The 24,894-nt window shown below is 42.1% G+C and carries 16 protein-coding genes; 6 read left to right on the plus strand and 10 right to left on the minus strand.

Going from position 1 to position 24,894, the window contains the following annotated elements; translation table 11 throughout:
• Positions 1–10 precede the first annotated feature (10 nt).
• Positions 11–2,653: an alanine--tRNA ligase gene (gene alaS, locus VB693_RS10150; RefSeq protein ID WP_323266158.1), complete on the minus strand. Its 2,643-nt coding sequence runs from the start codon at positions 2,651–2,653 to the stop codon at positions 11–13.
• 1,304 nt (positions 2,654–3,957) lie between these two features.
• On the opposite strand from alaS, the gene VB693_RS10155 reads away from it, so the two are divergent.
• Positions 3,958–4,971, plus strand: coding sequence for a diguanylate cyclase (locus tag VB693_RS10155; protein WP_323266159.1), 1,014 nt, complete (start codon positions 3,958–3,960; stop codon positions 4,969–4,971).
• Positions 4,972–5,007: 36 nt separating this feature from the next.
• Here VB693_RS10155 and VB693_RS10160 read toward each other — a convergent pair whose 3' ends face one another.
• Complete coding sequence (locus VB693_RS10160) at positions 5,008–5,682, minus strand: ATP-dependent Zn protease (RefSeq protein ID WP_323266160.1); 675 nt, start codon at positions 5,680–5,682, stop codon at positions 5,008–5,010.
• A gap of 114 nt (positions 5,683–5,796) precedes the next feature.
• Between VB693_RS10160 and VB693_RS10165 the strand changes: the two genes are divergently transcribed.
• Positions 5,797–6,999 (plus strand): DUF4336 domain-containing protein, encoded by a 1,203-nt coding sequence (locus tag VB693_RS10165; RefSeq protein ID WP_416233379.1) that lies wholly within the window; start codon positions 5,797–5,799, stop codon positions 6,997–6,999.
• A 76-nt stretch (positions 7,000–7,075) separates the two neighbouring features.
• Here the strand turns inward: VB693_RS10165 and VB693_RS10170 are convergent, their stop codons facing one another.
• The 4 genes from VB693_RS10170 to VB693_RS10185 all read right to left on the minus strand — a co-directional run bounded on the left by VB693_RS10170 (position 7,076) and on the right by VB693_RS10185 (position 14,758).
• Positions 7,076–7,669, minus strand: coding sequence for a nucleotidyltransferase family protein (locus VB693_RS10170; RefSeq protein WP_323266161.1), 594 nt, complete (start codon positions 7,667–7,669; stop codon positions 7,076–7,078).
• A gap of 1 nt (position 7,670) precedes the next feature.
• The gene (locus tag VB693_RS10175) at positions 7,671–12,896 is read right to left on the minus strand and encodes a PAS domain S-box protein (RefSeq protein ID WP_323266162.1); all 5,226 of its coding nucleotides are present in this window, start codon (positions 12,894–12,896) and stop codon (positions 7,671–7,673) included.
• A 201-nt stretch (positions 12,897–13,097) separates the two neighbouring features.
• Positions 13,098–14,054, minus strand: coding sequence for an XdhC family protein (locus VB693_RS10180; RefSeq protein WP_323266163.1), 957 nt, complete (start codon positions 14,052–14,054; stop codon positions 13,098–13,100).
• Between the two features lie 29 nt (positions 14,055–14,083).
• Positions 14,084–14,758, minus strand: a complete 675-nt coding sequence (locus tag VB693_RS10185; RefSeq protein WP_323266164.1) for an SAM-dependent methyltransferase — start codon at positions 14,756–14,758, stop codon at positions 14,084–14,086.
• Positions 14,759–14,969: 211 nt separating this feature from the next.
• Here VB693_RS10185 and VB693_RS10190 point away from each other — a divergent pair, with 211 nt between their 5' ends.
• The 3 genes from VB693_RS10190 (at position 14,970) to VB693_RS10200 (ending at position 18,397) form a co-directional block, all read left to right on the plus strand.
• Complete coding sequence (locus VB693_RS10190; protein ID WP_190707791.1) at positions 14,970–15,182, plus strand: chlorophyll a/b-binding protein; 213 nt, start codon at positions 14,970–14,972, stop codon at positions 15,180–15,182.
• A 58-nt stretch (positions 15,183–15,240) separates the two neighbouring features.
• A complete protein-coding gene (locus tag VB693_RS10195) occupies positions 15,241–15,480 on the plus strand; it encodes a hypothetical protein (protein WP_190707788.1) in 240 nt (79 codons plus the stop codon).
• A 496-nt stretch (positions 15,481–15,976) separates the two neighbouring features.
• The gene (locus VB693_RS10200; RefSeq protein ID WP_323266165.1) at positions 15,977–18,397 is read left to right on the plus strand and encodes a sucrose synthase; all 2,421 of its coding nucleotides are present in this window, start codon (positions 15,977–15,979) and stop codon (positions 18,395–18,397) included.
• A 54-nt stretch (positions 18,398–18,451) separates the two neighbouring features.
• Here VB693_RS10200 and VB693_RS10205 read toward each other — a convergent pair whose 3' ends face one another.
• The 4 genes from VB693_RS10205 to VB693_RS10220 all read right to left on the minus strand — a co-directional run bounded on the left by VB693_RS10205 (position 18,452) and on the right by VB693_RS10220 (position 21,713).
• Positions 18,452–19,051: a peptidoglycan-binding domain-containing protein gene (locus tag VB693_RS10205; protein ID WP_190707784.1), complete on the minus strand. Its 600-nt coding sequence runs from the start codon at positions 19,049–19,051 to the stop codon at positions 18,452–18,454.
• Between the two features lie 613 nt (positions 19,052–19,664).
• Positions 19,665–20,753 (minus strand): calcium/proton exchanger, encoded by a 1,089-nt coding sequence (gene cax, locus VB693_RS10210; RefSeq protein WP_323266166.1) that lies wholly within the window; start codon positions 20,751–20,753, stop codon positions 19,665–19,667.
• 365 nt (positions 20,754–21,118) lie between these two features.
• The gene (locus tag VB693_RS10215) at positions 21,119–21,418 is read right to left on the minus strand and encodes a HigA family addiction module antitoxin (RefSeq protein ID WP_190707780.1); all 300 of its coding nucleotides are present in this window, start codon (positions 21,416–21,418) and stop codon (positions 21,119–21,121) included.
• 13 nt (positions 21,419–21,431) lie between these two features.
• Positions 21,432–21,713 carry a type II toxin-antitoxin system RelE/ParE family toxin gene (locus VB693_RS10220; RefSeq protein ID WP_323266167.1) on the minus strand — a complete coding sequence of 94 codons (282 nt, stop codon included), beginning with the start codon at positions 21,711–21,713 and terminating at the stop codon, positions 21,432–21,434.
• Positions 21,714–22,178: 465 nt separating this feature from the next.
• Here VB693_RS10220 and VB693_RS10225 point away from each other — a divergent pair, with 465 nt between their 5' ends.
• Entirely contained in the window at positions 22,179–24,824 is a 2,646-nt protein-coding gene (locus VB693_RS10225) for a DUF3536 domain-containing protein (protein WP_323266168.1), read from the plus strand.
• Positions 24,825–24,894: the final 70 nt, after the last annotated feature.

A 24,894-nucleotide genomic window follows, 5' to 3' on the forward strand; every position in this document is an offset into this window, starting at 1 on the left:
ACTTAAGAACTTAACCCAAAGCCGAATTTAAATCATTCTGCGCTTGTTCCAATGCTGCTGGTAACTTACTTGCATCGCGTCCGCCGGCTTGGGCGAGGTTTGGTCTACCACCGCCGCCACCGCCGCAGATTTTCGCGATCGCACCAACAAATTTACCCGCCTGTAAGCCTTTCTTGTTCACTTCAGGACTAAAGGCTGCAACTAAGCTGACTTTCCCCTCTTCAGGAACAGAACCTAACACCACTGCACCGTTACCGATTTTTTGCAGTAAGCGTTCGGCTGCGGTTTTTAATGATTCGGGGTCAACGCCTTCTAGCTCGGCGACGATGATTTTATGATCGCCTAAAGTGGTTGCTGTTTGGAGTAAGCTGTCAGATTTAGCGATCGCCAATTGTCCTTTCAGCGTTTCTAGTTGCTTCTCTGCATTCCTTAGTTCGCTTTGCAGGGTGGTGATTCTGTCTGGTAGTTCTTCGGGTTTGACTTTAAAGCGATCGCTTAAATCTTTAACTACTTTATCCCGTACATTTAGGTAATCTAAGATTGCGGGTCCGGAAACAGCTTCAATCCGCCGCACCCCAGAAGCCACACCAGCTTCAGCAATAATCTTGAATACGCCAATCTCCGCAGTATTACTGACGTGCGTCCCACCGCATAATTCCATCGACACATCAGGAAAATCGATGACGCGGACTTCATCACCGTATTTTTCCCCAAACATAGCTACAGCACCTCTAGCTTTAGCTTCAGCTAAGGGTAATACTTCGATTTTGGCAGAGTGGGCTTCGGCTATCCAGGTGTTAACCTGTTCTTCAACTTGTTGGATTTCTTCTGGAGTTAAAGCGCGGGGACAGTTGAAGTCAAAGCGCAATCTGTCAAAGGATACCAAAGAACCGGCTTGAGATATACCCTCATCCACAAATTTCTTTAATGCTGCTTGTAGCAGGTGAGTTGCTGTATGGTTAGCCTTAGCGCGACGACGACAAGCGCGATCAATTTGGGCGGTGACGGTATCGCCTACGCGCAGTGTACCGCGTTCGATGCGTCCGAAGTGGACAAAGAAATCGGATTCTTTCTTCACATCTTCCACGCGTACAACCACACCATCGCCGGAAATATAACCGCGATCGCCGATTTGTCCACCCGATTCGGCATAGAATGGGGTTTGGTTGAGGACAATCTGCACGTCTGTTCCGGCTTCGGCTTCCTCTTGAGAAACGCCACCCACTAATAAAACTTCGACTTTCGCTGTTGCTACTGGTTGGGTGTAACCGATAAACTCGGTGGCGTGGATGTGTTCTGCAAGTTTGTCGAGAGAACCTTGCACTGTTAAGTCAATGGTTTCGTGTGCGGCTTTGGCGCGTTCGACTTGCTTCTGCATCTCCACTTTAAAGCCAGCTTCATCAACGGTGAGGTGGTTTTCCTCAGCGACTTCTTGAGTGAGTTCTAGGGGGAAACCGTATGTATCATATAGTGTGAAAGCACTTTCACCACTAATTTGGTTTTGCCCTTGCTGTTTCACCTGTTGGATAATTTCCTCTAGGAGTTTCTCACCTCTATCTAAAGTTTTGAGGAAATTTGCTTCTTCTCGTTGCAGTTCGGCTTTGATTCCTGCTTCCCGTTGGCGGACATTGGGGTATGCTGATTCAGAAAGGGCGATCGCACTTTCGGCGACTTGGTTAATAAATTCCCCAGTAATACCAATTAATCGCCCATGACGCACCACTCGCCGAATTAATCGCCGCAATATATAACCCCTCCCCACATTGGAGGCGCGGATTTCATCAGCAATCATGTGGACAACGGAACGGACATGATCACCAATGACTTTTAAAGAAACTTTGGTGTTTTCATCACTGTTATGGTAATCAATCCCCGCAATTTTGGCGGCTGTCTCGATAATCGGGAAAATTAAGTCAGTTTCATAATTATTCGGCATTTTTTGGAGAATTTGCGCCATTCTCTCCAAACCCATACCGGTATCGATGTTTTTATTTTGCAGGGGTGTTAAGTTACCTTCTACATCCCGGTTGTATTGCATGAACACCAAGTTATAAAACTCGATAAACCGGGTGTCATCTTCTAAATCTATATTCTCATCGCCCCGTTCTGGGTGGAAGTCGTAATAAATTTCGGAACAAGGGCCACAGGGGCCAGTGGGGCCAGATACCCAAAAGTTATCATCTGCACCCATACGTTTAATTCTGGCTTCAGTTACACCAATTTGATCTCGCCAGATAGCAAAAGCTTCGTCATCTTCTTCATAGACGCTGACTACTAGTTGTTCTTTGGGTAAGCCAAAAACTTCTGTGGAAATTTCCCAACCCCAGGCGATCGCTTGTTCCTTAAAATAATCACCAAAGCTAAAATTACCCAGCATCTCAAAAAATGTATGATGCCGTTTGGTGCGTCCGACATTTTCGATATCGTTGGTACGGATGCACTTTTGGGAAGTTGTCGCCCGGTTAAATTCTGGTGTGCGCTGCCCCAGGAATATCGGTTTAAATGGTAGCATCCCTGCGATCGTCAACAGCACAGTGGGATCTTCTGGCACAAGGGACGCACTAGGCAACATTTGGTGTCCCCTTTGAGCATAGAAGTTAAGGAATTTGGCGCGAATTTCGTTACCGCCTATGAACTGGGGGTTTGAAGACATGGGAAGAAATGACAAATTAGTTTTATTTAAGGATTAAGGGCTAGTACCGCCGTGAATTCAAAATTCGTCTGATAAAGTTGGGCGGGACGGAAACCGACACCGCTACGCCATTTGCTACAACCGGGAGAACCCCGGCAACGCAGTGGTTCAACTTTGCGCTTATTTACACCGTACTGTAATAGTAGTCCTTCATTGTAGCAAGTGGCGTGGATTTAGGGGGATAAAACCACATTTTGCAACCAGCACTCCAGATGTGTGTACACATTAGCCCTTTGGGAGAAGGTTCAGCGTCTAGGTGTTAGGTAGCAAATGGGTTTTTTACGTGGTTGATTACTCTTCCACCGCGTTAATCCTACCACATTTAAGTGAGGACTAAAGCCCTTAATCGTGGTTTTCATCCCTGGTCTATTTACACAGCCTTTCCCCTAGGAATAAGCACTTTGGATGCAACTACATAGCTTTTTTTCAGGGGTTTCAACCTACCCTTTATCAAGGGAAAGTTAAGGAATAGTAACTACTTATGATTTTATTGAATTAAATTAAATTAATTCGTATTTATTTAAATTCAAAAAGCTCAATTTTAATAATCTGGAATATCTGCACAATTATATATATATAATTCAAATATCTTGCGGTTTACCAATTTCATGGTTGTATTTACTAATGCTATCTAGCTTTGTTACATTATTTCTTTAACGTGCTTAAAAATAGACAAAATAACTTATTTTATTAGTATTTTTGCACGAGTTTTATTAAAAATTTACATTTGGTAAACAGTATATAAAACTACGTAATTATTTGGGACTGTTGCGTATTTTCACGCTAAAAAGCTTTATTTTAAGTAAAATTACTTACAAAATTTTGGTATATAGTATATATGAAAATATATTTTTTTAGTATTTTATACTGAGGCTTCACAATAGAGATTACTATGATATTAAAGGTAAGTTAAATTTTAGTTTTCTTGAAGCGTAAATTATAACTTTATGACTAATTTAAATTCGCTTAAATTATCATCACCTGATAAATACATAATTAATATGATGCTTCTGTATAATATTCGGTATTTTTACTGTTTTATCAATCAAAATCAAAACAATAGACGATTAAAATAAATGAAAATAATCTAGTCTTTATATGTTTTAGTAAATGTATTAAGAGGATATTAAATTTTAAGGTTTTTGTTCATGCCAGATGTAAGAATGTATAGATATATACAAATACTTTTGGGAGAATAATAAATCTATAAGGTATTGGCAAAATAAACTTAAATATTAGCAAGAATAAAGGCAAAAAGCACAGCAATGAAAAGCAGCATTCTGGTCTTTGGAAGTCATAACTTTCTTGCCACACTTCCCGATCAGATTCATGATGCTAACACTTTTAATTTAAAAGTGATAAGTGATTTTAATCAGGCAGTGTCGCACATAAAAATTGTGCAGCCCGATATTATATTTGTGCAGGCAAGTTGGAAGGGTAGCATAAAAATTTGCAGCTGGTTAAAAGAACAAAACCAGCTATCCTGGATACATTGTATTTTAGTAGAAGATCGTCCCTATCTGTTATTTGAAAAAAGTCAACGCGGTTGGGAATGGGAGTTTGAGATAACTGCTCATGCCCTAAATTTAGGTGCAGATGCTTATATTTGGTTATTAACTGAAGAGACAAACGATCGCCTCACAACTGCAACCAAAAGTTTAATCTTAAGTCAATTAACAGTTGGTGTGCGAAAAGTCCAAAAGTATCGCGATTTGATGAATACTAATGATATTCTCTCAGCGATTGCTTTAGCAGATTCACTAACAGAATTAAATAATCGTCGCGCCCTAGAATGGGATTTACCCAGACAAATCAACAAAGCCCGGACTCAAGATATTCCCTTGAGCTTAATTATTATAGATGTAGACTTCTTTAAAAAGGTTAATGATCAACATGGACATTTAGTTGGCGATCGCCTTTTGCAATTGCTGTGTAGCCGTCTGCGTCATAATCTACGTAGTCAGGATATAGCATTCCGTTACGGTGGTGAGGAGTTTGTAGTGCTTTTACCTCATACAAAGGGTGACGAAGCACTGACAGTAGCTGAACGTCTCAATCGTATAGTTAAAGAACAACCCTTTGCTATCAACGGTAACTTACATCTGCATATCACCATCAGTTTAGGTGTGGCTTATTTCCTACCCAATGATGATGAAAAAGGAATGAACTTGTTAGATCGTGCCGATCAGTGTCTATTGGCCGCTAAAGCAGCTGGACGAAACCAAGTCATGGGTTGGGAAGAATACTCCCAAGTTTCCAGCCTGGAAGCTGTTTCTTAAAAGTAGGGGTATAGGATCAAAACCCTTAGACCCCTGTTAAGAATTAGCGATCGCATTTTGGCAATCTGCAACTGTACCGCGTTGTCCCATAACTTGGACTAAGGCTTGGTAACTAGACCAATTTTCTTGTAAGAGAGTTTTGGCTTGTAGGGCGTAAAACCTTTGTTTCTGCTGATAGGCTGACTCTGAAAAACCTAAAATCTTCAAGACACTAGCTAATTTACTTTGATCATCAGTACCACCTTCAGACTGATCAAAGACTAAATTTTCAGCTGCAATACCTGCCATGCAAACAGTGCAGTAACGATCCACCATTTGGGTACTAATTTTACCTTTCTCCAACTGCAAGGCTAATTCTTGATCATCAAAAGTCACGCAACCTTGTCCAGATTGCCCTTGTTTCCAAGCTTCCCACGCACTGAGGGTATAGCCTGTGACGGGAATTCCTAAAAGGTGGGCGACGAGGAAATGTCCAGCTTCATGGTGAATAATGCGATCGCGGTGTTGTGGAGAAAACCCCGCAATCCAATCTAAAATAATCGTACCCCCCTTACCCTGCAAGCTGAAACTATCAACCGTGGCTATACCCAAAATTGTGAAGGTAGCGATCGCGGGGATAGTGGGGGATAAGTTGATTAACGGCCCCAACAATGTCGATAGCGTTATCAGAAAAACAGATATGGCAACTAGATTGAGGGCGGTTTGGCTCATAATTCGTAATTCGTAATTAAACGGGATTTTAATGATCTTGTGCTTAATCTTCCTTAATTATATTGATGAATGCTCAATGCTAGAAATGGGAAAATAGCATGAAATGAGTTAACGATGATGAAAACACGGGTAGAGTCGCAGGGTGAGAATCCTAGAGATTGGTTGTGGCCATTCTGGCTGGCTTTGCCACTTTATCCCTACGGTAGACGGCGGACACTTTGCCGAGAAGTAGTTAAAGACACGATTTGGACATTCGACCAGCTGCATGGCATTCTCTACACCATAGTCCCCATTCGCATGACTGTGATCAAGCTAGATGCAGGTGGTTTGTTAGTTTATGCACCTGTGGCGGCAACTCCAGAGTGTGTAAGACTTGTGAGAGATTTGGTAGCCCAGCATGGAGAAGTTAAGTATATTATTCTGCCAACAAGTTCTGGTTTAGAACATAAGGTGTTTGTTGGCCCCTTTGCCAGATGTTTTCCCCAAGCACAGGTATTCATTGCTCCCCACCAGTGGAGTTTCCCCTGGAATATGCCCCTGAGTTGGCTAGGATTTCCCCAACGCACACAGGTACTACCAGAAGATAGCAACCAAGTTCCCTTTGCTAATGAGTTCGACTATGCAATTTTAGACATTAACTTAGGACGAGGCTCATTTGTAGAAGTGGCAATGTTCCATAAGCGATCGCAGACTCTACTTATAACCGATGCAGTATTATCCATACCAGAAGATCCACCAGCCATCAGCCAATTAGACCCCTACCCTTTACTGTTTCACGCCAGAGAACACGCACACCAAGTTATTACAGATAATGCCACCAACCGCCGCCAAGGGTGGCAGCGCATTTGTTTATTTGCCATTTACTTTCGTCCCGGTGCGCTGCAAATCACTGGACTGGGGGAGATGTTACGCGATGCTATGCAAGCACCAGATCACTCACCCAAGGCATACTTTGGCTTATTTCCGTTTCATTGGCAAGATAATTGGCAGCAGTCATTTACTGCACTGCAAGGTAATGGTAGACCATTTGTAGCCCCCATTTTACAAACCCTAATTTTTCCCCAAGCACCAACCCAGGTACTCAATTGGGCGAATCAAGTCGCAAAATGGAATTTTCAGCAGATTATTGCCTGTCATTTTGATGCACCATTTGCAGCTAGTCCCGATGAATTTCGTCAAGCATTCGCTTTTTTGGAGAAAACCCCTTCTCACTTCAGTAACCAACCTCTCCTAGAAGCAGATATACAATTCATCAAAGAATTAGAAAGCAATCTAGTGCGCCGAGGTATCGCCACACCAGCAAAAGATCAGGTTTAAGGCATTAGGAAATTCAATGCGTGGATTTTAGATTATTCAATCCAAAATCTAAAATCTAAAATTCACCTGTCGCCTGTCACCTGTCACCTGTCCCCTGTCCCCTCGCCCCATACTCTTCCGGCGTATTGATATCCAATAATACAGCCGGATCATCAAATGCAACCTTGTTAATTGCACCGTAAAATTCTTGGATAATTTGACGTAAGCCTAGAGTTTCTTCGCGAATATTTGCTAAGTGCGATCGCATTTGATGAGCAAACAATATAGGATGCCCCATTTTATTTTGATATACAGGTGCTGTAATTAAGGCTGAATTGTCTTGATGTGCTTGTAATAGTTGCTGGTAAATCCCTGCTTCTCTGGGTTGATCAACTGCGGAAATTGCTAAAGTTTCAAAATTTGGGGGAATATGTTCTAACCCTGCCAAAATAGAAGTTGTTTTCCCAGCATGACTATGAGGATTAATCACCGTTAAACTACCAACAAGACAATCCTTCTGTCGGTCAATATTATGTGAACCTAACACTACTACAGGAGTAAAGCCGATACTCAACCACTGTTCTTGTTGATAAGTTAATAGATTTCGACCTGCACCCCAACTTAGTGAGGTTTTGCAGATACCCATGCGAGTAGATTTACCCGCCGCTAAGATGAGAGCAAACTTTGTCAATTTACGTTCCAGTTCCAATTATGATGGCAATTGCTCTGACCAACTCATCCGGGTCGATGGGTTTGGCAATATGTTGTTGAAATCCTGCTTGGAGTGCTTGTTGTTGGTTAATTTCTCCCGCATAAGCAGAGAGTGCGATCGCTGGAATATTTCCTCCCTGCTGAGGTGAGTATTGTCTAATTTGCTGAATCAGACAATGACCATCCATTTCTGGCATACCGATATCAGACACTAGTAAATCAGGCACAGATTGATTGAAGAGAGTCAATGCCTGTAATGCTGAAGCGGCTGTAGTAACTTCTGCGCCCGCTTCTGTGAGGATGAATTGAGCCAAATCGCGCATATCTGGATCATCATCCACAACCAATATTTGAATACCTTTAAGGTCGATCGCACTTGACAAATGGCTATGAGCTGAAGATAGCTCCTGTTCAACAACCCTTAAAGGCAATCTGACTGTGAATGTTGTTCCCAGATTTTGCCCTGGACTATCTGCCTCAACTGTTCCCCCATGCAGTTCTGTTAATTGGCGGACAATAGCCAGTCCTAATCCCAATCCACCGAATTTTCGTGTCGTCGCGCCATTCTCTTGACGGAAGTATTCAAATACGTGTGGTAAAAACTCTGGGCTGATGCCAATTCCTGTGTCTTTAACTTGAAGTTGAGCATACATTTCCACCTGTTCTAGTTGCACTTCAACTTGTCCTCCAGTGGGAGTAAACTTCACAGCATTAGAAAGGAGATTCCAGACAACCTGTTGTAAGCGGTTGGTATCACCGGCAACTGTTCCAGAGACAGGATTGAATATGGTTTGGATTTGAATATTCTTGGCTTCTGCTGCCAATCGTACTGTTTCTAGGGCGGCTTCAATGGTTGCAGCTAAATTAACTGGTGCGACATTTAACGACATTTTTCCTTGAAGGATGCGGGAGACATCCAATAAATCCTCAATCAATTGCGCTTGCAACTTAGCATTGCGTTCGATTGTTTCTAAGGCTTGGTCAGCTTTTGCGGGATCTAGCCGCTTACTTCGCAGCAGTTTTGTCCAACCTAGAATCGGATTGAGGGGCGATCGCAATTCGTGGGACAGCACAGCCAGAAATTCATCTTTAATTCTGTTAGCCGCTTCAGCTTTGGCGCGAGCGTTTTGAGCTATGCGGTAAAATTGAGCATTATCGATCGCTAAGGAAGCACGGCGAGCTAGTTCCTCAGCTAATTGTAAATTGTTCTGGTCGTAGCGTTGTCCAGACTCGGCACAGATGAAGGAAATCACGCCCAGAATTCTATCCTGGATGCGTAATGGCACTGTCATGGCAGATTTAAACCCAACAGAGCGCAAAATTTCTAAATGTTCTGGATCACGAGCTGCTTGTACTAATAATTCATCGGGAATATCTGGTATTAACTCTGATTTTCCTGTGCGTAATGTCCATGCAGCACCTCTAGGAGCATCCGGGTTCAGAGGATATTTCTGTCTGATTTGTTCCGCCCATTGGAGTTTGCCGGGGTCGATGTGAGCTACTGCAATCTGCTCGATAGAACTATCTTCTTTCACTATGTGGACTGTACACCAATCTGCTAACTCTGGTACTGCCAACTGTGCTACTCGCTCTAGGGTAGTTTGGTAGTCGAGGGAAGATGCTAAAACTGCGCTGGCTTCTGCCAGAAAGCGTTGATTGCGCTCTAACCTGACTTGCTCTGTGACATCTATCACATACGCTAAAACATCTTCTAATTCATGGTTGGAGTTGGTTGTGGGCAGATAGTAAACATTGTAATAACCGGGGGAGCGATCGCTACGACCAGGAGCATTGATAGGGAGGCTGAGTGCAATAAAGCGATTTCCTGTCTTGTAAATCTCATCAAAGACTGCAACTATTCCAGGATCAATTTGACCAAAAAGTTCAGCAACTGAATGTCCTAAATGCTGTTCACGAGTGAGTCCATTGATTTGAGCTAATGCTTCATTAATTGCAATAAATCTCTGTTTGGCATCTAATAGAGCAATTCCCACCGGAGAAGTTTCAAAAATGGTTTTTAGCTGGCGTTGTGCGGTTTCGGCTTGCATTCGGGCAATGCGTTCACTCTCTAGTAATTGTTCTCGTTCTTGTTCAGCTTGTTTGCGCTCTGTAATCTCAACGACAGCACCAATGGAATTTTTTGGTTTCCCCTTCAAGTCGTAAGTAAACTGTCCCCTAACTTCCACCCAGTGAATAGAGCCATCTGACCAACGCAGCCGATATTCGTGGTGGTACTCTTTCTTAGCCCGCTTGGCTTGCTGAAGTTTAGCCTTAGTTTGTGCTAAATCATCTGGATGCACCCGATTTGCCCAAAGTTCATAAGTGGGTTGACACTCATATGGTTGCAGACCTAACACCGTGAAGTGTCCTTCTGACCAGCTTATTGCACCAGTTTTTATGTCCCAGTCCCACGTTCCCATACGTCCGACCTTCAGTGCCAATTGTAACTGCGCTTCACTTTCCCGCAATGCTTCTTCTGCACGCGATCGCTCTGCGGCTAACCAAGTTTGTTCAGCAATTTGCTCCATCAGTGCCACTTCCTCCTCTGTCCAGTAATGAGGAGTAATATGGTGCAGCACAAATAACGCCACAAACTTTCCTTGTTTTACTAACGGCACACATAAAAGAGATTTGGTTTCAATGGCATCAAAGGCAGCCGCACCCGCTCCCCTAGTCCGAGGATCACTATCCACATCATCCACAACAATTGTCTTGCCCTGCTTGAGTTCCGCAATGATTTCCTGTCCAAAAGAATTCATGTGGTGAGAGCCAACCACGCTGATCACGCCGTTGCAGTAGTCGCGCTTGATGATAACGTATTCTTGGGTGGAATCAATTTCACCATAGGTACACCGAGTAACTTGGAAATGCTCCCCTGTGGCACACACCACCTGCCGCATAATTTCCTTCGTGTCTTGAATGAAGCGAATAGCATCATTTAATAGAATTAAAAATGCTTGTTGTCTCTCTTTGGATTGCAGCTGTTCAAGCAGTTGTTTGCGCTCTGTAATATCGACGGAAACGCCAATCATGCGAACTCCCTGTCCAGTGGCATCAAGATAAACTCTTCCTTGACTGTTAAGCCACCGCACTACTTTGTCTGGAGCAATTACCCGGTACTCTTGCTGATAAACTATTTCCCCGCTAGCTGCTCTTTGAGTTGCTTCCCTGATTTGCAGCTGATCATCTGGATGAATCACGTCTACAAATTCTTCTGCCGTACCTTCTTCCAGCCCCCAAACCCGGAGTGCATTGGGAGAACAGACCACGCGATTGGTGATTAAATCCATGTCCCAGGCAACCATCTGCGCCGAGGATAAGGCAAGTTGTAAGCGTTCTTCAGTCTGTCGCAGCTTTTCCTCAATCTGCTTGATTCGCGTTACATCTTGAAACATCCCAATGGCAACGGCCGGATGCCCATACATTGCCGGTAAGGTTTCTCCCCAGCAAAGTGTCGAGCGAATACCTCCAGGTGTATGCCAGTTCATTTGATAGTTTTGCAGCCGTTCTCCCTGCGCTAATAGCACCGCAGGCATTCTCTCGGTGGGGATGCGATCGCCATTGGCATCGGTGCAATAGTAAGCATCGGGGTATTCATCCAGGGATTTATTTTTCGGTATGTCGCCCCCTGCCAATTCATTAGCAATGCGATTAGAGAAAGTAACTTTTGCTGTGACTGGTTCAACAAAGACCGTTGGTGTTGGCATCAAATCCAACACAGTTTCTAACCATTTCTGCTGCTTTTCTAATGCCTCAGTTTGCTGCCTTAGTGCTGTTTCTATTCGCTTACGCTCGGTTATATCTTGAAATACAGCCACAGCCGCCACAATTTGATTTTGGCTATTGAGAATGGGTGCAGAATTGACACTAATAAAAGTTTGCCTATCATCACTTTGTAGCTTTAATTCTTCATTAGAGACTACCTCACCTGTTTGGAGCGATCGCGCCAATGGATAATCATGCGGAGCATACATATGTCCAGCAGAGTCAAAGGCTACAAATGGTGTAATAGGTGCGTATTCTTCGAGTTCCAGGGACTGTTCATAGCTGTACCCAATAATTTGTTTGGCTTGTTCATTTGCCAGAACTAATTTGCCAGATGCAGCATCGGCAATTAGCACACCTGTTGGTAACTGCTGTAAAACAGCTGCAAATCGACTATGTTCAGTCTCAAGCTCATGCCGCAACCGCTCCTGTTCTGCCTCGGCTTGTTTGCGATGTGTGACATCACGAAAATACACGGTTACACCCTCAGCCGAAGGATAGGCGTTGGCTTCTAAGCAACAGCTAACAGGCTCTCCAAATTCTTCCCATGAAACAGCAACTTGTTGAGCTACGGCTTGATGCAGTGCTTGATATGCTACACCACCTACCAGTTCAGGAAACACTTCATGCCAAATATGTTTACCAATGAGTTCCTCTGGCGTTTTATGTAAAATTTTAGTTGCTGCCTGATTCACATAGGTGTAGTACCAATTGCGATCAAAAGCAACAAAGGCATCTGTAATGCTTTCCAAGATTGTTGTCACCCGGCGTTCAGTTTCTTGAGCAGCAAGAAATTCTGTGTGTTGTTGCTGAGTAAGTCTTGTGTCGGTCATGTCCCGACTAATGACTATCACGGAAATGGGTGTTCCCTGTTCATCCAATTCAGGAACTAACCGCGCCTGATAAAACCGCACACCAGACGGGGTGGCAAATTCAAATTCAATTTCCTGTTCTTGAGCAGTGGCAAACACCTGACGTAAATGCTCTTCCCAGAATAAGCATATGGGGTCTGACATAAATTCAGACATGGATTGACCGAGTAGAGTATCCCGCGAAAATCCCAAGGCTTGCTCGACAATACGGTTGGCATACAGGCAACGAATTTGCGAATCGAAGCGAGCGATCGCATCTGGTGCATTTTCCAGTAAGGCTGCTAACTCTTGTTTCTGCCGCTCTAAGGTGGCGATTACTTGCTTTTGCTCCAGGATAAGTTCTTGTAACAAAGCGTTTTCAGGACTTGCCCTAATTTCCTGGAAATCGAGATGCAGCTCATTATCCAGGCTGCGGGCAAAGTATTCAATTAATTCTGAACGAGAAGTTCCTTGTTTTTGCGCTGCCTCATCAAGCGATCGCCACGCTGTACTAGTAAGAGATATACCAACTCGTTGTTTCTTTTCTAATTCCCAATTGCTAATAAACTTACCAGTAGAGTCGCGCTTCATGTAGATTCATCCGTAGGCATACACGGTTGTTTATATTTAATCTTAATTACGCCCTAATTAGGATCTTTCTTAAGACTGAGGTTTTTATTTAAAGAAAAGTTCGAGTATTTTTCGATATCTCCAAACTGGAAGGCTTTATTAACAACACTATTATTCACAGCGTATACTCAGCAAGGATATACCTTATGAGAGCAGGACACCCTAGATTATATTTTCTGATAGCGATCGCCCAGTTCCACCCCGACGCACTTTAATTAATTCTGCACAGATGCTAACTGCAATTTCTTCTGGGGTTAAAGCCCCAATATCTAAACCAATGGGTGCATATATCCGGAGCAAATTACCCTGAGCTTGCAACATTTTATAAACAGTATCAACACGTTTTTTACTACCAACCATGCCAATATATTGTGCATGACAATGCTTTAATATTTCTAAAGCTGATATATCTTGTAAATAACCTCTAGTCACTAAAGCAATATATAAATTAGAAAATTGCTGAATAGTTTCCAAAATTGAGCTAATAGGTTGTGCTAAGACTAACGAGGCATCGGGAAATCTTTCTGGGGTAGCAAAATCTAGGCGATCGTCTTGTATTATAGTTTTAAACCCTGCTATCTTAGCAATCTTAGCTAGGGGAATAGCAATATGACCTGCACCAATAATTAATAGAGTCGGTGGTGGTAGTAAAGGTTCAATTAAAGTATGATTTTTTAGTTGCGGTAATTCGGGGACATTTGCTGTTTCTAAGTAGGGTTCGGCATTGATATTTAAAGGTGTAATAATTGCCCCTGGTTGACCAGATGTAAGTTTATCGATAATCTCATTCACTAAGCTTAAACTAGCATCACCTGACCATAACTCCAACCATACCAACATTGTGCCACCACAAACACCTTGAATTTCTCGGTGCGGTGCGCCTGATAAATCAATTTCTACCAATTGCTTTTCGCCATTTTTTAAGACTTGCAAAGCTTGTTGATAAACTTTACCTTCTCCCGCACCGCCGCCAATTGTACCGTAAGTTTTCCCATCGGCGCAGATCATCATTTTTGCACCTACTTCTCTGGGGACAGAACCTTTGGTACTAGTGACTGTGGCTAAAACTACACCACCTTGTTTTAAAGCCGCCGCTAGTTGTTGGTAAAACTCAAGCATGAGAACCTGATTGTTTTGTTATTGACAATTTACCAATTGATTTGCAACATTTGATTTCCACCTTTCTGGAACTCGTAAGCAACAGGTTTCACCTGTACTTTAAAACCTTTGCTAGATAGCTCCTGAATAACTGGTTCAAGGTATGGAGATGCTTCACCATCAAGCTGAAGCAAAGGGAAAATCCGAATTTCTGGAGCGATTCGCAGAAGTTCATGAATCGAATCCATGTGTAAATCCAGCGATAACTGTTCCGAATACAGAAAGAGCAAATGAGAACAGACACATAATTCAAACTGATGATCAGTAAATTCTAAACTGGGTAAAGATTGATCTAAATAACGCCCTACAGCTTTCCCCTTTTCATAATCCCATAAAAATTTTTTCATGGCGGCGAGCCGAGCCTCACCAAGCTCATCAGCATGATGAAAGTTCTTCCAAATATAGCGATGAGCGTTTTGCTTGACCTGTGAAACGACTGTCTCATAAGTTTCTCTCACACGCTGCTCAATCTGTGCAGCAGAAAACTGATAAATCGGATCAATAGACACAACAGAGTATCCTAATTCTGTCATTTCAGCGTTGAAGCTAGCCGGCCCATCGCCGCACCCCAAAATTTTGGTGTTCAAATCTGCCTCTGACAGATTAAACATCAATTTATACTCTTCTAGAGTTCTACCCCAAGGGACAACTTTATTGAGTTTCATTTTTAAACGCATAACAGGTTATTTCATATCTTGCCTGCTTTAAGTTTGAATGTTACCCCGCATCACCAGAGATTTTCAGATTTTCTGGATAATACGGTATCCCCAACCTATTTGCTACGGTTTTCATCACAAGTTTGTTTTGTCAACCCCTTGTAAAAAATATTTACATAATGTTATATTCAGTTACATAAGCAAGCAAAGGAAAAAAGACATGACAAGCAAAGGCTTCACAATGAACGAACTCGGTCAACTCAACAACTTTGCCATTGAACCAAAAGTTTATGTAGATCAAACCCCAAGAGCAGGTTTTACCGAGTACGCTGAGAAACTCAATGGACGCTTGGCGATGATTGGCTTTGTCTCACTTATTGCTGTAGAAATAATCACAGGAAACGGCTTGATTGGATGGCTGACAAACCTGTAACTAAGTTTGCAAGTCAATTTTGAATATTTCACTCAACAAATAAAAAAGCAATAAAACAATGAAAACTGACTTTGATTTTCCGACAAAAGATTTAATTGGAACTGTTGTATTTAGACCTGATTTCAACAACTTTGAAACTATCAATGCTAACCAAGCTTGGTCATTATTTTTCAGTGCAGGTCAAGATGATAAAGGACTGGGGGAGGACACTGAATTAGGCAGATTTTTCACCAACATTTTAATTGCGGTGGGAGTAACAGGAACTCTGTGGGCAACTTTTTTCAGCAATTTGGGGTAAAAATTTGAGTTCTGCTTGTAAATTTAATAACTTTATCTGAAGCCTTGGTTCTTGTAACGAAGGCTTCTTTAAATATTTAGCGATCATTCAAAACAAAATGAAGAGAGAGTTACTGGTATCTTGCACGATTATCAATAAACTGGTGCAAGATGTTAGTATAAAGCATACCTTTCAGAACAGCAAAAATTTATACTTCTGGCTTCTGGAAGCAAATGGGTTTATGAGGCTTCGCAATTTTCACAAATCACCTAGAATCGCCACATAATTTCTTAAAAATAGAAAATATACCAATAATTTAAATATGATCTATCTTTAGTTAGACAGAAAAATACTTATTTTTATTTATTTTGGGTAAAGAATAGCACGATTTAATACGTACAAAAAATACAGTTAGATTAATTTATCTGTGTTTATTTAAGTTTTCACGTGTCTAAATTATAGGGTTTAAGTTTACGCTACCCTAGAATGCAAAATCATCTTTAGGAGTTGACATACTATGTCAGAATTGATTCAGACGATCCTGGATAGTGAAGAAAAAAGTGATTTGCGGGGCTTTGTTAGTCAATTACGCCAAAAAGAGCAGAATTATTTACTGCGGAATGACATCTTGAATGAATATAGTGAATACTGCACCAAATTTGAGAAGCCAGAGACGTTTTATACTTCTTCTCACTTAGGAAAATTAATTTACTATACCCAAGAGATTATTCAAGAAGACTCAAATCTATGTTTTATCATTCGTTCCAAGATTGCTAGTCAAGAAGTTTATCGCCTGACAGCAGACTTAGATGTTGAGTCGATGACGGTACAGGAATTATTAGATTTGCGCGATCGCTTCGTCAATAAATTTCATCCCCAAGATGGTGATCTGCTAGAGTTAGACTTTGGCCCTTTTTACGACTACACCCCAGTCATCCGTGACCCCAAAAATATTGGTAAGGGTGTAGAGTTCCTCAACCGTTATCTATCTAGCCAACTCTTTCAAGACCCCAAACAATGGCTAGAAAGCCTATTCAACTTCCTCCGCCTACATCATTACAACGGTGTCCAGTTATTAATTAACGATCGCATTCAATCACAACAGCAGCTTTCAGATCAAGTTAAAAAAGCTATCAACTTTGTGAGTGATAGACCCAACGATGAACCCTATGAACAATTGCGGTTGCAATTGCAAACGATGGGTTTTGAACCAGGTTGGGGTAATACAGCCTCTCGTGTGCGAGATACCTTAGACATTCTGGATGAATTAATCGACTCACCCAACCCCCAAACTCTCGAAGCCTTCATCTCTCGTGTCCCGATGATTTTTAGAATCGTCCTGGTGTCAGCACATGGTTGGTTTGGACAAGAGGGGGTTTTAGGTCGTCCTGATACTGGTGGTCAGGTGGTGTACGTCCTCGACCAAGCCAAAAATTTAGAAAAGCAACTACAAGAAGATGCTGTACTCGCCGGCTTGGAGGGGTTAAATGTCCAACCCAAGGTGATAATTCTCAGTCGCCTCATTCCCAACAGTGATGGGACTCTTTGCAACCAACGCCTCGAAAAAGTTCACGGTACAGAAAATGCCTGGATTTTGCGTGTCCCTCTGCGGGAATTTAACCCCAATATGACGCAAAACTGGATTTCCCGATTTGAGTTTTGGCCTTATCTCGAAACCTTCGCCATTGACGCAGAACGGGAACTGCTGGCAGAATTTCAAGGTAGACCAGATTTAATGGTGGGTAACTATACCGATGGGAACTTAGTGGCGTTCTTGTTGGCGCGACGGATGAAAGTGACTCAATGCAATATCGCCCACGCTTTAGAAAAATCCAAATACTTGTTTAGTAACTTGTATTGGCAAGATTTGGAAGATAAATATCATTTCTCTTTGCAATTCACTGCTGATTTGATTGCGATGAATGCAGCCAATTTCGTCATCAGCAGCACCTACCAAGAAATTATCGGCAAAGCAGATAGTGTAGGGCAGTATGAATCTTACAAATGCTTCACCATGCCTGAGTTGTACCATGTGGTGAACGGGATTGAATTATTTAGTCCCAAGTTTAACGTCGTACCGCCTGGGGTAAATGAAAACGCCTATTTTCCCTATACACGTTTTGAAGATAGAGTAGAAAGCGATCGCTCACGCATTGACGAAATGCTATTTACTTTAGAAGACCCTAGCCAAATCTTCGGTAAACTCGACGATCCTCATAAGCGTCCTATCTTCTCAATGGCGCGTCTAGACCGGATTAAAAACATGACTGGTTTAGCAGAATGCTTTGGTAAAAGTAAAGAACTGCAAGAACATTGCAACTTAATTTTGATCGCCGGTAAGTTGCGGGTGGAAGAATCAGACGACAATGAAGAACGGGATGAAATCGTCAAACTTTATCACATTATTGACGAGTACAATCTGCATGGTAAGATTCGCTGGCTGGGTGTGCGCCTATCAAAAACTGATTCTGGCGAAGTGTATCGAGTCATTGCTGACCACCAAGGTATTTTCGTTCAACCAGCTTTATTTGAAGCCTTTGGTTTGACAATTCTGGAGGCGATGATTTCAGGATTACCAACGTTCGCAACCCAATTTGGTGGGCCATTAGAAATCATTCAAAATAAAGTCAATGGATTTTACATCAACCCTACGCATTTAGAAGAAACAGCCCAAAAGATTCTAGAATTTGTCACTAAATGTCAAGAAAATCCCCAATATTGGAGTGTGGTTTCTCAACAAGCAATTGACCGAGTATATAGTACCTATACTTGGAAGATTCATACCACTAAACTGTTGTCATTAGCCAGAATTTATGGTTTCTGGAACTTTACATCCAAAGAAAAACGTGAGGACTTGTTGCGCTACCTTGAGTCTTTATTCTATTTAATTTACAAACCCAGGGCGCAAGCACTCCTAGAACAGCATAAGTATCGATAACAATTTCTAATTCGTAATTGTAATTAAAAATTACGAATTACGAATTACGAATTATTATCGATATACCGTCAACGACCTCCAAGTATTTGACCCGACTACGCCATCTACTTGGAGATTACGCTGTACTTGAAAGGCTTTAACAGCACTTTCTGTTAAAGCCCCATAAACTCCATCAACGGGAAGATTATAGCCATTGGCAACTAATAATCTTTGCAAGACTCTCACTGCACTACCTGAATTACCAAAACGTAGATTTGGTACATTTCTGATAGACCTTTGAGAGCGTCTAGCAATAATAATTTCATTACGGATTTGTTGGGCTATAATACGTGGTTGACGCGGAACTTTTACCCTCACAGCCTGAAAATTTCGGAACTCATCTACACTATAAGCATCCTTGATTAAATCTGTTTTTTTAATCGAAGATTGTTGATTTTCAGGATTGAAAGCTAATTTAATATTTGAGGAACTTTCACTTGGCGGCACGAATTCAGGCGGCGTGATTTTTGCAGATGACACTAACTGATATGGCTCAACATATGTTGTTTTTTTCACGCCATTGTCAAGCTGAATTACAGGCTGCTTGGGTACAATCGACGGAGGAGTTTGCTTGATTGCTAATACACCCGTCACCAGCAAGACAATATCATTCATGGTAATTGATGTCACTATCACCCATATTTCCTTTGACAGAAAAAATTCATTAATTCCGGAATAGTGCTTACTTAAATCTAATGAGTTAAATTTTGAGCAATTGTAGAAAATTAAAAATCAATGAGTTAGAGTTGCCAACATCATGTCCTGATTACTTTTGAGTTGGAGATTTTTTCCTGGTAGCAGAGTTTTAATTCCTCCAAGTGATTTTTTGATACTGCAAATGACAGCAGTTAATCATTTGGTTAACTGCCAAATTGCCTATATGCAGCATTTTGTAATTTATTTGCTAATAAACTTGACAAGAATAATAAACTCTAGATGCCAAAGAAATTATTCCACCTTAAGCGGTATATCTATATGTGTATTTTTTAGATTTGAGAGTTATAAATTACTTATGGGATCAGTGTTGTAATAATTAGTTTTAATAATTCTAAAAAATGTCAAAATTACTACTAAAAATAAAAAGTGATGGCGTAACCACCCAGCGTAGGCGATGACCTCCGGTCGGTCGGAGACCATCGCCTGAAATTCAACTCACTAAATTAGACGCAAAATCCCCGACTTCTTGAAAAAGTCGGGGATTTGAAGAAATATTCAACTGTGAGAACTACTACCCAAGACCCTCAATTGCTGGGTGAAAGTAAAAAGCGAATCCCAGTACAGTGTAAGCAGCTAATAACAAAGTCCCCTCCAACCAATTAGACTTACCATCAGAACTAATACTATTAGCAATTAACACCGATACAACCACAGCCACTAATTCAAAGGGTTGAAAATCTAAATCCATTGGCTGACCTAGTATCCACCCGGCAATTACTAATACAGGGGCGACAAATAGGGCAATTTGCATACTAGAACCCACAGCCACTGATACAGAAAGATCCATTTTATCTTTCATGGCTACGGTGACAGCTGTGGCGTGTTCTGCTGCATTACCCACAATGGGAACTAATATCACCCCTGTAAACAGTGCTGTTAACCCTAGTTGGGAAGTCGCCACTTCTAGGGTATCAACCAATAACTCCGACTCTAACGCTACCAACAGGGTACATACTAACAACACCCCACTCCACAACCAAATATTTGGTTTAGTATGGGTTTCCTCAATTTCAGTTTCTACCACACCAACATCATATAAATAGGCGTGGGTTTTCATGGAAAATAGTAGGGTGAGGGCGTAAACCAAAATCAACACCACAGCCACCGCCAAAGAGAGATTTTGCAGGACTGGTTCGCCAATGCCTTTAGCAGTGTAGTTCATTGCTGTGGGTAGCAACATGGCAATTACGGCCAAATTCATGGAAGAAGCATTTACCCGCGCCACAATTGGTTGGAATGTCTGTTCTTTGTGTCGTAGTCCACCCAAAAGCATCGAGAAACCCATTACCAGTAGTAAGTTACTGATAATTGAGCCGGTAATACTGGCTTTGACAACATTAACTAGTCCAGCATTCAAAGCCACTAACGCAATAATCAGTTCGGTAGCATTGCCAAAAGTGGCGTTTAACAGCCCCCCCAAGCTTGGCCCTACCACTACTGCAATTTCTTCTGTAGCTGTACCCATCCAAGCAGCCAGGGGCAGAATTGCTAAACCTGCGGTGATAAAAACTAGCAAGTCTCCCCATTCGAGGAAATGCGCCGCCAAGGAAATGGGACTAAAAAGTAAGAGAACGAGAAAAAGAATGTTTTTAGCTGACATTTGTGATATTTAATTGATCTGTTTACCAGTCATATTGCTGAGTACTGTTAGCGGTAGCGCGGCGTTTAGTCAGTGCTGAGTGAAAAGTGCTGAGTTGGTAAATGACAAGACACTTTAAACCAATTCGCAATTCGCAACTCGCAATTACGTGTTGTAACGGGGATTTACACCCCGCCACAACACTTACGGCTTGATAGAAGCCGGGGATTTAAACCCCTACTACCTTGTTAAGAAAAAGTATATTTTGTCAATCAGGCAAAATACCCAAAAAGCTTTGAATGGAAATGATCATCGTTAAAGGAAGTGGCGGAAGTTCAGCAGCCAAAGTAGTCTTGTTATGTCCTCGGCGCGCGAACTGAAAGTTTTTAGCAAGCTTGTAAATTTATTGGTGTAACTTCTTTCCAGGATTCTGACTCATTAGCCGCACACCAAAGATCATATTTTTGTTGCAAGTTGAGCCATAGCTCAGGAGTTGTTTGCAAAGCAGTAGATAAACGCAGAGCCATGTCAGGTGTGATGCTTGCTCGTTCGTTCACTATCTCAGACATTGTTTTACGGGATACACCAATGATGTCAGCAAAATCAGTAATTGTGATATTAAGTGGCTCAAGATACTGACGCTTGATTAAGCCACCGGGGTGTCTGGGTTTTCTTTTGGTGATCATCGGCTTCAGTCTCCTAATGATAGTCTTCGTAGTTTACGTCGTAAGCATCACCCTCTTCAAATGTGAAAGTTATACGCCAGTTTTTGGTGACAGTAACAGACCACTCCCCTTTTCTATCACCTTTTAGTTGGTGTAGTCCAGAACCGGGGTATTGCATATCTTTGATTTCGGTGGCAGCGTCAAACGTGTCAAATATATCTAGAAGCTTTTCTGCGTGTGCTGGCTGAACTCCACTCCTGTTATCATCTTCAAAAAGTTTTTTAATACCCTTATGTTTAAAAGTTTTAATAGTCACAGATATTGTAACCCCTAGGGTTACATGAGTCAATTATATGTTATGTCAACAAGGTAGCCAATGTAAACTATAGTTGCAATTCCTTATGATTTCGTAATTTTCTTTAGCAAAACTCTAAATTAAAAATGATATTTTTACACCACAAATAGTTTTTAATATATTAAAAGATAATTAAACTTTTCATTATTTCTGCCAATCAAAAAAAACTCAAATAATAAGCACCGTTCAAAACAACCAGTAACTAGTCCATGACGGGGTATCATAACTAATAGTTCCGTCAAATCTGGAAAACAGCCTGGCGATAACGCAGATTTACTATCATAATAAGATCACATTTGTCGTAATTTAGCTGTATTCCGTACTCATAGTTTTCATATATACCGGATTTTGCTTTCAAACTGGTGTAGAAATGTTTGAAGTAAATGTTTCCGGCATAAGTGTAAGTTTTTTTTTGGATAAATATACATGACTTCTGCTGCTGAACGGCCAGCTATCTCTGGCTCAACATCAACATCAACATCCAATTTCCCTAACAAAGATCCTCACAACAGCGATCCCTTGAGCAAAGCTACAGGTGTGTATGTGACGGTGCATGGTCATTTTTACCAGCCGCCACGGGAAAATCCTTATTTAGATGCCATTGAACGTCAACCTAGTGCCTCACCTTTCCATGATTGGAATGAGCGCATTCATTGGGAATGCTACCGTCCTAATGCTTTCGCCAGAGTGTTAAATGACCGAGGTGAAGTGACGGGGATCGTCAATAATTACGAATATATGAGCTTTAATATTGGCCCGACTCTGATGTCGTGGCTAGAACGCCATGATGTGGAGGTTTATCAACGAATTTTAGAGGCGGACGCAAAAAGTTGTCAGCGATTGCATGGTCACGGGAACGCGATCGCGCAAGTATATAATCACATCATCATGCCCTTGGCGAATGAACAGGATAAATACACCCAAATTCGCTGGGGGAAAGCAGACTTCCGTTCTCGCTTTGGTCGTGATCCCGAAGGGATGTGGTTAGCGGAAACCGCTGTAGACTACGCAACCTTAGAAGCTTTGGTGACTGAAGGTATTCGCTTTATTGTCCTCGCACCATCCCAAGCTCTGCGTTGTCGTCCCTTCCCATCAGAAAATGATCCCCAACCAGAATGGCACGAAGTTGGCGGTAATCAGATTGATCCCACCCGTCCCTATCGTTGTTATTTGCGCGGGGATCGGGGAATGGGAAATCTCAATGACCAATTGCCAATTCCCACTTCCCAATGCCCATATATTGATATTTTCTTCTACGACGGCCCCATTTCACGAGATATGGGTTTTAGTGATGTCGTCTATAATTCTCACCACTTTGCCGGGCGCATTGGTTCAGCTGTGCGTGGGGATCACCGTCAGTCACAATTGATTTCTGTGGCTACAGATGGGGAAACCTTCGGACACCATAAAAAGGGAACAGAAAAAACGATCGCCTACGCTTTTATCGAAGAGTTTCCCCAAAATGGTTGGACAGTGACAAACTTCGCGCATTACCTCAGCTTAAATTCACCCAGATGGGAAGTTGAGTTAAAATCTGTGACAGCCTGGAGTTGCGCCCACGGTGTAGACAGATGGCAAGATGACTGTGGTTGCGGAGGTGAAGGCGGTATCTGGCATCAAAAATGGCGGCGGCCATTGCGGAATGCTTTAAATTGGCTGCGGGATCAGTTAGTTGCAGTTTATGAAGAATCTGGGAAACAATTATTCCGTGATCCCTGGCTAGCAAGAGATGAATATATTAATGTCATCCGCGATCGCTCTGCTGCCAATGTTAGCCGGTTTCTGGCTCGTCATCAAACCCATAAACTCACCGCCGCCGAACAGGTAGACGCTTTGCGCTTATTAGAAATGCAGCGTCATAGTTTATTTATGTTCACCAGTTGCGGCTGGTTTTTTGAAGAACTTTCCCGCCCAGAGGGAACTCAGATTATGCGCTACGCCTCCCGCGCATTGGAACTGGCGGGAGATGTGGCTGGTGTGCAACTAGAAAAAGGCTTCCTCAAACGCCTGGGTTTAGCTCCCAGTAATGTTGATACTTTTAGACACGGTGCAGAAGTATATCGCCAACTGGTACAAACTGCCCAGATTAGTTTTAAACAAGTAGCGGCCCATTACTCCATTACATCCATATTTAATGGTCAGGGATCAGCCCCCGGTAATCACCAAAAGCACATTTATTGCTACACCGTCAATGAAATAGACTACCAATTGCAACGGATGGGATCGTTGACTTTAGCAGTTGGTCATTTAAAGTTAGTCTCTGATATCACCTGGGAAAGCGAAAACTTAGTCTTTGCCGTCCTGCATTTAGGCGGTTGGGATTTCCACTGCTGCATTCAACTATTTACCGGACGACGGGACTACAGCCAGTTGAAAGAAAAGCTGTTTAGCGCACTGCAACAAGCTAGCGCAGCCCAAACCATCTTGGTGATGACACAGGTATTTAGTGGTCAAGCATACAACTTGCAAAATCTGTTTGCAGAAGAACGCCACCGCATCATGCGGTTACTTTCTCAAGAAACCCTGACACGGTTAGACCAACTTTACACCCAAGCCTACCGCGATAATTATGGTGTACTAGTAGCCTTTCACCGCGATGAGCTGGCTGTACCCCAAGAGTTGCAAGTGGCAGCCGAGATTGCTTTAGGATATCGCTGCATGACTACATTGCGATCGCTAGAGCAAGATATCACCGAACCTGCGTTGGTTTGGAATCACATAGTAGAATTAGAGGCGATCGCCACTGAAGCGAAACATCTGCGTTGTCACTTAAATATTCCTGAAGGCAAGCAGATGCTAGAACAGTTGATTTCGCGGTTACTCTGGAGATTGCTGCACGATAGCAATGGTAGTTTTGCTACTGATATCCAATGCCTAGAACGGTTGATTGATGTGGCATATCAGTTAAATATTGGCATTTCATTACACCAATCCCAAGAACTATACTTTAGCTGTCTGCACAGTCAAGTCATACCCTTATGTCTGACTAGTCAAGAAGATCCTCATCAGTGTGAGAATTTACTCAAGTTGGGGCAGAAGTTGATGGTGGATGTTAGTTCTGTTCTGAATTAATTGGCGTAATAATTCTAGTTTAGTAATTATGCCGGGTGTGTACTAAGTTATACGTCCGGCTTTTATGCAA

The organism is Anabaena sp. UHCC 0399 (assembly GCF_034931465.1).
Lineage (GTDB): Bacteria > Cyanobacteriota > Cyanobacteriia > Cyanobacteriales > Nostocaceae > Trichormus > Trichormus minutissimus.

Bases quoted from the DNA above. Each gene is read 5' to 3' on its own strand.
- alaS (WP_323266158.1), bottom strand. From the start codon at position 2,653: ATGTCTTCAAACCCCCAGTTCATAGGCGGTAACGAAATTCGCGCCAAA.
- VB693_RS10155 (WP_323266159.1), top strand. From the start codon at position 3,958: ATGAAAAGCAGCATTCTGGTCTTTGGAAGTCATAACTTTCTTGCCACA.
- VB693_RS10160 (WP_323266160.1), bottom strand. From the start codon at position 5,682: ATGAGCCAAACCGCCCTCAATCTAGTTGCCATATCTGTTTTTCTGATA.
- VB693_RS10165 (WP_416233379.1), top strand. From the start codon at position 5,797: ATGATGAAAACACGGGTAGAGTCGCAGGGTGAGAATCCTAGAGATTGG.
- VB693_RS10175 (WP_323266162.1), bottom strand. From the start codon at position 12,896: ATGAAGCGCGACTCTACTGGTAAGTTTATTAGCAATTGGGAATTAGAA.
- VB693_RS10180 (WP_323266163.1), bottom strand. From the start codon at position 14,054: ATGCTTGAGTTTTACCAACAACTAGCGGCGGCTTTAAAACAAGGTGGT.
- VB693_RS10185 (WP_323266164.1), bottom strand. From the start codon at position 14,758: ATGAAACTCAATAAAGTTGTCCCTTGGGGTAGAACTCTAGAAGAGTAT.
- VB693_RS10190 (WP_190707791.1), top strand. From the start codon at position 14,970: ATGACAAGCAAAGGCTTCACAATGAACGAACTCGGTCAACTCAACAAC.
- VB693_RS10195 (WP_190707788.1), top strand. From the start codon at position 15,241: ATGAAAACTGACTTTGATTTTCCGACAAAAGATTTAATTGGAACTGTT.
- VB693_RS10200 (WP_323266165.1), top strand. From the start codon at position 15,977: ATGTCAGAATTGATTCAGACGATCCTGGATAGTGAAGAAAAAAGTGAT.
- VB693_RS10205 (WP_190707784.1), bottom strand. From the start codon at position 19,051: ATGAATGATATTGTCTTGCTGGTGACGGGTGTATTAGCAATCAAGCAA.
- cax (WP_323266166.1), bottom strand. From the start codon at position 20,753: ATGTCAGCTAAAAACATTCTTTTTCTCGTTCTCTTACTTTTTAGTCCC.
- VB693_RS10215 (WP_190707780.1), bottom strand. From the start codon at position 21,418: ATGATCACCAAAAGAAAACCCAGACACCCCGGTGGCTTAATCAAGCGT.
- VB693_RS10225 (WP_323266168.1), top strand. From the start codon at position 22,179: ATGACTTCTGCTGCTGAACGGCCAGCTATCTCTGGCTCAACATCAACA.